Genomic DNA, 8,077 nt, shown 5'->3' on the forward strand with positions numbered 1-8,077 from the left:
TTCGTCGCCCACAACTACAGATTCGGCGGGTCGTCAGATGTCGACCAGGGTGCCCAGACGGTCGCGGTGGAGGCCGGGGAGGCCGTACGCGATCTGGTCGGCCTTGGCCCGCTTGAGGTAGAGGTGGGCGGGGTGCTCCCAGGTCATGCCGATGCCGCCGTGCAGCTGCACCGCCTCCTCGGCCGCGGTGACGGCCAGGTCACCGCAGTAAGCCGCGGCGACGTGGGTCGCGATCCGGGTCTCCTCGGCGTCTCCGAGAGCCAGCGCTCCGGCGGCGTAGCGCGCTGCCGCGCCGGCTCCCTCGACGCTGGTGTAGAGGTCGGCGAGCCGGTGCTTGAGCGCCTGGTAGCCACCGACGATCCGGCCGAACTGCCGCCGGACCTTGAGGTACTCCACCGTCGTGGTCAGACACCACTGCGCCACCCCGACCTGCTCGGAGGCCATCAGCGCGGCCCCAGCCAGCAGACCGGAACCTACGGCTTCGGCACCGTCCTCGGCGGCCACGACCACCTCACCGGCGGCCGGGTCGAGGCGTACGTCGGCGAGCCGGCGAGTCATGTCGAGCGAGCTCACCGGGGTGATCTCCGCGTGGGCCGCGGGCACGGCCCGGACCTCGACGCCGGCGGGTGTCGAGACCGGCACCAGGAGCGTGTCCGCCTCCAGGGCCCCGGCCACCGACCTGACCTCGGTCTCGACGGCCTCCAGCGGCTGGCCGGCCGTGGCGGGCAGCGGTACGACCAGGGCCGCGGTGCGCTCCCCTGCCGCCAGTCCGCCCAACAGCTCGACGCCCTTCTCGGTGGGCGCTGCCAGCAGGACCGACGTCGCCACGACCGCACTGGTCAGGAAGGGCACCGGGGCGACCGAGCGGCCCAGCTCCTCGAGGACGACGGCGGCCTCGCGGGCGGACGCACCGGCGCCACCGTAGGACTCCGGGATCAGCAGGCCGGCCAGCCCGAGCTCGGCCGAGAGGCCCTTCCACAGGACCGGGGTGAGCGAGCTGTCGCCGTCGTAGGCCTTGACCACGTCGGCCGGACCGCAGCGCTCGGCCAGGAACGACCTGACCGTGGCCCGCAGGTCGGCATCGAGCTCGTTGTCGAGCAGTTCGATATCGCTCATCGCGGGATCTCCTTCCAGGACACGTCCTTGTCGACCCGGTGCTCCCCGGGGAGGCCGAGGACGCGCTCGGCCACGATGTTGCGCAGGATCTCCGAAGTGCCGCCCTCGATGGAGTTGCCCTTGGCACGCAGGTAGCGATAGACCGCGTCGCGACCGCCGAAGTCGACGTGCTCGGGCCGGACCATCGCCCAGCCGTCGCCGTCCTCGTAGCGAAGGCCCTCCTCGCCGCGCAGCTCCAGGTCGAGGCCGGTGAGCTGCTGGTTGACCTTGGCGAAGGTCAGCTTCATCGCCGACCCCTCGGGGCCGGGCTGGCCGACGGCCAGCTTCTGCCGCAGCCTGGCACCGGTCAGCCGGGCCACCTCCGACTCGACCCACAGCTTCAGGAGCCGGTCGCGGAGCTCCGGGGTGTGGTTCTCCGGATGCTCCCGCCACGACTCGGCGACCACGCCGAGCATCCCGCCCTCGCGAGGCATCGCGGCGCCACCGATGGCGACGCGCTCGTTGTTGAGGGTGGCGTTGGCGACCTCCCAGCCCTGCCCGACCGCGCCGAGCCGGTGAGCATCGGGGATGCGAACGTCGGTCAGAAAGACCTCGTTGAACTCCGCCTCGCCGGTGATCTGGCGCAGCGGCCGCACCTCGACGCCCGGATCGTGCATATCGCACAAGAAGTACGTCAGACCGCGGTGCTTCGGGACGTCCGGGTCGGTGCGGGCGACCAGGATCGCGAAGTCGGCGTTGTGGGCACCCGAGGTCCACACCTTCTGCCCGTTGACGACCCACTCGTCACCGTCGAGGACGGCTCGGGTCGCCAGGCCGGCGAGGTCGGAGCCGGCGCCGGGCTCGGAGAAGAGCTGGCACCAGATCTCCTCACCGCACCACAGCGGCTCCAGGAAGCGAGCCTTCTGCTCCGGGGTGCCGTAGGCCAGGATCGTCGGCGCGGCCATGCCGAGCCCGATCCCGTTGCGTCGCGGGTTGTTGTCGGGGGCACCGGCCGTCTCGAAGAGGTCGGAGACCAGCGGCTGCATGGCGCGGGAGGCGCCGAGACCACCCTGGCCCTCGGGGAACGCGACCCACGCCAGCCCCGCCTGATAGCGGGCGTGCAGGAAGGCGCTCGGTTCGGTCGTCGCGACCGGGTGCTCGGCCAGGAACTCCTCGACGCGCCCGCGCAGCTCCTCCGGAGTCACTGCCGCCCCTCACGTCGCGCGGCCTGCTTGCGCAGCTCCGCCTTGGCCAGGGCGTTCTTGTGCACCTCGTCGGGGCCGTCGGCGAACCGCAGCGTGCGGATGCCGGCGTAGGACTTGGCCAGCGGGAAGTCCTGGGAGAGACCGCCGGCGCCGTGGGCCTGGATCGCCTTGTCGAGGATCCACTGGACGGTCGCCGGGGTGGCGATCTTGATCGCCTGGATCTCGGTGTGGGCACCCTTGTTGCCGACGGTGTCCATCAGCCAGGCGGTCTTGAGGACGAGGAGCCGCAGCTGCTCGATGCGTACCCGCGACTCGGCGATCCAGTCACGGATCACGCCCTGCTCGGAGAGCGGCTTCCCGAAGGCGACCCGCTCCTCGACCCGGGCACACATCAGCTCGATCGCCCGCTCGGCCAGACCGATGGAGCGCATGCAGTGGTGGATGCGGCCGGGGCCCAGGCGGGCCTGCGCGATCGCGAACCCCATGCCCTCGGTCCCGATGAGGTTGCCCACCGGGACGCGTACGTCCTCGAAGACGAGCTCGGCGTGACCGCCGTGGTCGTGGTCGTCGTAGCCGAAGACCTCCATGCCGCGCTTGATCGTCAGGCCGGGGGCGTCACGGGGCACCAGGATCATCGACTGCTGCTGGTGGCGCTCGGCGGACGGGTCGGTCTTGCCCATCACGATGAAGATCTTGCAGTTGGGGTTCATCGCGCCGGTGATCCACCACTTGCCGCCGTTGATGACGTACTCGTCGCCGTCGAGAGCGATCGAGGTCTCGATGTTGGTCGCGTCGGAGGAGGCGACGGCCGGCTCGGTCATCGCGAACGCGCTGCGGATCTCACCCTCCAGCAGCGGCGAGAGCCACTCCTTCTTCTGCGCCTCGTTGCCGAAGTCGTGCAGCACCTCCATGTTGCCGGTGTCGGGCGCGGCGCAGTTGAACGCGGCCGGCGCGATGTGGCTGCGGCCGGTGATCTCGGCCAGCGGGGCGTACTGCAGGTTGGTCAGCCCCGCCCCGCCCTCACCGGGCAGGAAGAGGTTCCACAGGCCGCGCTTGCGGGCCTCGGCGCGGATCTCGCCGAGCACGGGCACCGAGTCCCAGGCCCACTTGTCCGGCTGTGCCGCGAGCTGCTCGTCGAAGACGGCCTCGTTCGGCTCGACGTACGTCTTCTGGAAGTCCCAGACCGAGGCGACGAGCTCCTCGGTCCTGGCGTCGCGTGCGAAATCCATCAGCTCTCAGCTCTCCTTCATCGCGGTGATGCCCATGTCCAGGAGCGGGTGGATCCCGTCTCCGATCTTGTCGAAACCGGGCCCGACGGTCTGGCCCTTGAGGTAGCGGTAGTGGATCCCCTCGAGGATCGCGGCGAGCTTGTAGGCGGCCAGCCCGCGGTAGAAGCCGAACTCGCTCAGGTCGCGCGGGCTGGCGGCCTCGTAGCGGGCGATGATCTCGTCCTCGGAGAGCCAGCCGGGTGCGTTGCTGACGTCGGTCACGGTGCCGTCGCCGGAGACCGTGGCCATCTGCTGGTAGGTGAGCAGGATCGCCAGGTCGGTGACCGGGTCGCCGAGCGTGGCCATCTCCCAGTCGACGACCGCCCTGATCTGGTCGGCCTCGTCGGTGAGGACGTTGTCGAGCCGGTAGTCGCCGTGGACGATCCCCGGCCCGCTCGAGGCGGCCTCGGCGGCACCCACCCGGCGCTCCAGCAGCGCGTGGAGCTCGTCCGCGGCGGGGAGATCGCGGGAGTGGGACGCCTCGAGCTGCTTCTTCCAGCGCCCGACCTGTCTGCTCAGGAAGCCCTCGGGGCGGCCGAACTCGCTCAGCCCGACCTCGGCCGGGTCGACCGCGTGCAGCGCGGCCATCACATCGATGAGCTGCTCCGAGATCGCCTTCGTACGGTCCGCGCCGAGCGGCTCGAGCTCGCGGGCGTAGCGGTAGGGCCGGCCGTCGACCTTCTCCATCACGTAGAACGGCGCCCCGAGCACCTCCTCGTCCTCGCAGAACGCGAAGGTGTGCGGCACCGGTACGTCGGTGTCGCGCAGCGCGGTGATCACGGTGTGCTCGCGTTTCATGTCGTGCGCGGTGGCGAGCACGTGCCCCAGCGGCGGGCGCCGGACGATCCACTCGTGGGTGCCGTCGGAGACGGCGTACGTCAGGTTCGACTTGCCGCCGGAGATGTGGGTCGCACTCAGCTCGGCGCCGGCACCTTCCACATGCTCGGCGAGCCAGGGGCCGAGCCGGTCGAGGTCGAGCCCGGGCAGGGAATCGGTCGTCACGCGGCACCTCCGAGTGCGGGAATCAGCTGGGCGAGCCTCGCGCGCGTGCTCGCCGTGTCTGTGTGGAGCAGTGCGTCGAGACCGACCGCTCGGGCACCGAGCACGTTGGGCTCGGCGTCGTCGATGAAGAGGCACTCCTCGGCCGTGAGGCCGAGCCTGCTCAGGGTGCGGTCGAAGATCGGCCGCTCCGGCTTGCGCATGGCGACCTCCTCGGAGATCACCACCACCTCGAAGAGCGCGTCGACCTGCTTGCGAGGGTAGAAGTTGCCCCAGCTGTTGGAGAGCAGGGCGAGCCGGATGCCGGCGTCGCGGAGCTCCTCGGCCAACGCGAACATCTCCGGGTTCGGCCGCATCCCGGCGAAGAGCCGGGACAGGACGCCTTCGGGATCGACCGGGCTGCCGTCGTACGTCTCCAGGCGAGCGGCCAGGAGCTTGTCGAACTCCTTGACCGAGAGCTCGCCGAGCTCGAGCCGGTGGATCGGGGTGCCGGCGTCGGCGTAGCGGCCGAGCCACTCCTTGAGCACCTTCGAGAAGCTCTCCGGCCGGATGCCTTCAGCCTTCAGCCAGGCCCGGATCGAGTCGCCGATCGGCGTGGTCAGCACCCCGCCGTAGTCGAAGATGACGGCCCGGAGTCCCGTGGCCGTCATGGCGTCGCCCCGTAGACGACCCGCCCCACGGTCTCGCCGTCCGCCAGGCGTTGTACGCCGTCGGCCACCTGCTCCAACGACAGCGTCTCGCTGACCAGCGGCTTGATCGAGCCCTCGGCCGCCATCCGGGTGAGCTCGTCGTGGCACTCCTTGACGAGCTCGGGGGCAACCATGTTGTAGAGACCCCAGTGGAGCCCGACGATCGAGTAGTTCTTGATCAGCGAGTGGTTGAGCGCTGCCTCCTGGATGCGGCCGCCGGCGAAGCCGATGATCAGGATCCGGCCTTCGAAGGCGATGCACTTGGTCGAGCGGTCGTAGGTGTCGCCGCCGACCGGGTCGTAGATCACGTCGGCGCCCTTGCCGCCGGTGAGCTCCTTGACGACCTTGACGAAGTCCTCGGTGTGGCGGTCGATGACGTGGTCCGCGCCCAGCTGTCGGGCGACCTCGGCCTTGTCCGGCCCACCGACGACGCCGATCACTGTGGCCCCGGCGGCCTTGCCGAGCTGGATCGCGGCACTGCCGACGCCGCCCGCCGCGGCGTGCACGAGCAGCGTCTCGCCGGGCTGGATGTGCGCGCGGCGGTGCAGCGCGAACCAGCCGGTCTGGTAGCCGATGTAGAGGCTCGAGGCCTCGGCGTCGGTGAGCGCCTCGGGAGCCGGGAAGGTCGTCGCTACCTCCATCAGCGCGAGCTCGCCGAAGCCGCCGTAGGGCAGGGCGGCGCCGCCGATCACGCGCTCACCGACCTGGAACGCATCCACACCCTCGCCGAGCGCGACCACCTCGCCGCACAGCTCGACGCCGGCGGTGAACGGCAGCTCGGGCTTGACCTGGTAGAGACCGCGGGCCATCAGGACGTCCGGGAAGTTGGCCGGGCTGGCCAGCACCTTCACGACGAGCTGGTTCTTCCCTGGAGTGGGGTCGGGCACCTCCTCGAGCCTCATCACGTCCTTGGGCTCACCGAGCTCGTTGATCCGCCATGCCTTCATACCTGTCCCTCCACGTGCTGCCAGAGTCGGTTCATCCCGCCGAGCCACTTGTCGGTCTGCGTCGCCCGCGCGGCGTAGTAGTCGCCCACCTCCGGGTGCGGCAGCACGAGGAAGCGGTCGTCGCTCGTGGCCTCCCAGGCGGCGTCGGCAACCTGCTCGGGCGTCAGCGCGGTGTCGCGGCTGAGCAGGTCCTTCATCACGCCGGAACGCTCGAGCATCCCGGTCTGCACGCCCTGAGGGCAGATCGCCTGGACGACGATCCCGTGGTGACGGTAGGTCGCCGAGAGCCACTCGGCGAACGCGACCGCGGCGTGCTTGGTGACCGTGTAGGTCGGCGCGCCGATCATCATCAACAGCCCCGCAGCGCTCGCCGTCACCACGTAGCGCCCACTCTTCCGCTCGACCCAGTCGGGGACGAGGAGCCGCGCCGCCCGGACGTGTGCCATCACATTGACCTCGTGCGACGCCTGCCAGTCCTCCTCGGGACAGTCCAGGCCGATGCCGCGGTCGATGCCGGCATTTCCGTACCACGTGTCGATCTGGCCGAGGTGTTCCTTCGCCGCCTCGACGAGGGCCTCCACGCCCTGGACGGAGGCCGCGTCACCGGCCACCGGATGGGCGCCGATCTCCTGGGCGGTCGCTTCGAGGCGTACGGCGTCGAGGTCGTTGACCACGACGCGTACGCCCTCGGCGACCAGGCGGGCGGCCAGCGCGCGGCCGATCCCGCCCGCGGCGCCGGTGACGACCGCCGTGCTGTCGGGAGCGATGGGCATCAGACGCGTCCGCCGGCGAGGGTGAGGCCGCCGTCGACGGTGACGAGCTGGCCGGTCATCCAGCCGGCGTCCTCGGAGAGGAGGAACGAAGCGACGCTGGCGATGTCCTCGGGGGTGCCGAGGCGCTTGAGCGGGTAGGCCGCGGACACCTCGGCCTCACGGCCCTCGTAGAGGAGCTCGGCGAACTTGGTCTTCACCACGGCCGGGAGGATCGCGTTGACGCGTACCTTCGGGCCGAGCTCGACCGAGAGCTCCTGGGTGATGTAGCTGAGCATCGCCTTGCTCGCGCCGTAGGTCGCGATCAGCGGGGTCGGAGCCAGGCCGGCCACCGAGGAGATGTTGACGACCGCGCCGCCGTGCTCGGACATCCACTGCCGCCAGACCTGCTGGGTCCAGCCGATCGGCGAGAGGCAGTTGACCTCGACGGTCTTGCGCGCCGACTCACGGTCCATGTCGATCAGGCCGCCGGCCTTCGGGTTGATGCCGGCGTTGTTGACCAGCAGGTCGGCGCTGCCGAACGTCTCGATCGCGGTGGTGACGACCTCCTCCTGGTGGGCGGGGTCGTCGGCCTTGCCTGCGACACCGAGGGCGACCTCCTTGCCGCCGAGCCCCTCGACCGCCTCCGCGAGCGCCTCGGGCTTGCGCGCCGTGATGACGACCTTCGCCCCCTCGTCCACCAGCCGCTGGGCGATGCCCAGACCGATGCCCCGGCTGGCCCCGGTGATGATCGCCGTACGTCCCTCGAACCTCGACATGCTCAATCCCTCGTGTGCTCGGCTAATCTAAGCGCTTGCTTAGGTGGTGACAGCGGTCACTCTACGGGGTAGCCCAAGAACATGGAAGGTCGGTGTCCACGCAATGCCGAGAAGTCGGCCCCGTCGGCCGAGGCGTCAGGGAGGACGGGCGAGGCGTCAGGGAGGACGGGCGAGGCGTCAGGGAGGACGGGCGAGGCGTCAGGGAGGACGGGCGAGGCGTCACGTACGTCGGGCGAGGCGTCAGCAAGGACGGGCGAAGCGTCACGTACGTCGGGGGGGGGGGGGGCCCGCGGGGGGGGGGGCCCCCCCCCCCCCCCCCCCACCCCCCCCCCCCCCCCCCCCCCCC

General features: G+C 70.7%; 8 protein-coding genes. All 8 read right to left on the minus strand.

What is annotated here, in order from left to right; translation table 11 throughout:
* Positions 1–33: 33 nt before the first annotated feature.
* Genes ACIRON_RS19845 through ACIRON_RS19880 form a run of 8 tightly spaced genes read right to left on the minus strand, consistent with a single transcriptional unit; the run spans position 34 to position 7,731 of the window.
* Entirely contained in the window at positions 34–1,116 is a 1,083-nt protein-coding gene (locus ACIRON_RS19845; protein WP_402994678.1) for an acyl-CoA dehydrogenase family protein, read from the minus strand.
* Complete coding sequence (locus ACIRON_RS19850) at positions 1,113–2,300, minus strand: acyl-CoA dehydrogenase family protein (protein WP_402994680.1); 1,188 nt, start codon at positions 2,298–2,300, stop codon at positions 1,113–1,115. The genes ACIRON_RS19845 and ACIRON_RS19850 overlap by 4 nt, the downstream gene beginning before the upstream one ends.
* Complete coding sequence (locus tag ACIRON_RS19855) at positions 2,297–3,529, minus strand: acyl-CoA dehydrogenase family protein (RefSeq protein WP_402994682.1); 1,233 nt, start codon at positions 3,527–3,529, stop codon at positions 2,297–2,299. The genes ACIRON_RS19850 and ACIRON_RS19855 overlap by 4 nt, the downstream gene beginning before the upstream one ends.
* A 6-nt stretch (positions 3,530–3,535) precedes the next feature.
* The gene (locus tag ACIRON_RS19860) at positions 3,536–4,570 is read right to left on the minus strand and encodes a phosphotransferase family protein (RefSeq protein ID WP_402994684.1); all 1,035 of its coding nucleotides are present in this window, start codon (positions 4,568–4,570) and stop codon (positions 3,536–3,538) included.
* Entirely contained in the window at positions 4,567–5,217 is a 651-nt protein-coding gene (locus tag ACIRON_RS19865; RefSeq protein ID WP_402994686.1) for an HAD family hydrolase, read from the minus strand. The genes ACIRON_RS19860 and ACIRON_RS19865 overlap by 4 nt, the downstream gene beginning before the upstream one ends.
* The gene (locus tag ACIRON_RS19870; RefSeq protein ID WP_402994688.1) at positions 5,214–6,203 is read right to left on the minus strand and encodes an NADPH:quinone oxidoreductase family protein; all 990 of its coding nucleotides are present in this window, start codon (positions 6,201–6,203) and stop codon (positions 5,214–5,216) included. The genes ACIRON_RS19865 and ACIRON_RS19870 overlap by 4 nt, the downstream gene beginning before the upstream one ends.
* The gene (locus tag ACIRON_RS19875) at positions 6,200–6,976 is read right to left on the minus strand and encodes an SDR family oxidoreductase (RefSeq protein WP_091051840.1); all 777 of its coding nucleotides are present in this window, start codon (positions 6,974–6,976) and stop codon (positions 6,200–6,202) included. The genes ACIRON_RS19870 and ACIRON_RS19875 overlap by 4 nt, the downstream gene beginning before the upstream one ends.
* The gene (locus ACIRON_RS19880) at positions 6,976–7,731 is read right to left on the minus strand and encodes an SDR family oxidoreductase (protein WP_402994690.1); all 756 of its coding nucleotides are present in this window, start codon (positions 7,729–7,731) and stop codon (positions 6,976–6,978) included. The genes ACIRON_RS19875 and ACIRON_RS19880 overlap by 1 nt, the downstream gene beginning before the upstream one ends.
* Between the last annotated feature and the right edge of the window lie 346 nt (positions 7,732–8,077).

The sequence above is a fragment of the Nocardioides sp. NPDC101246 genome (assembly GCF_044767415.1).
GTDB lineage: Bacteria > Actinomycetota > Actinomycetes > Propionibacteriales > Nocardioidaceae > Nocardioides.

What these genes read in the sequence shown, in the direction of transcription:
- ACIRON_RS19845 (WP_402994678.1), bottom strand. Translation starts at nt 1,116, where the DNA reads ATGAGCGATATCGAACTGCTCGACAACGAGCTCGATGCCGACCTGCGG.
- ACIRON_RS19855 (WP_402994682.1), bottom strand. Translation starts at nt 3,529, where the DNA reads ATGGATTTCGCACGCGACGCCAGGACCGAGGAGCTCGTCGCCTCGGTC.
- ACIRON_RS19865 (WP_402994686.1), bottom strand. Translation starts at nt 5,217, where the DNA reads ATGACGGCCACGGGACTCCGGGCCGTCATCTTCGACTACGGCGGGGTG.
- ACIRON_RS19870 (WP_402994688.1), bottom strand. Translation starts at nt 6,203, where the DNA reads ATGAAGGCATGGCGGATCAACGAGCTCGGTGAGCCCAAGGACGTGATG.
- ACIRON_RS19875 (WP_091051840.1), bottom strand. Translation starts at nt 6,976, where the DNA reads ATGCCCATCGCTCCCGACAGCACGGCGGTCGTCACCGGCGCCGCGGGC.
- ACIRON_RS19880 (WP_402994690.1), bottom strand. Translation starts at nt 7,731, where the DNA reads ATGTCGAGGTTCGAGGGACGTACGGCGATCATCACCGGGGCCAGCCGG.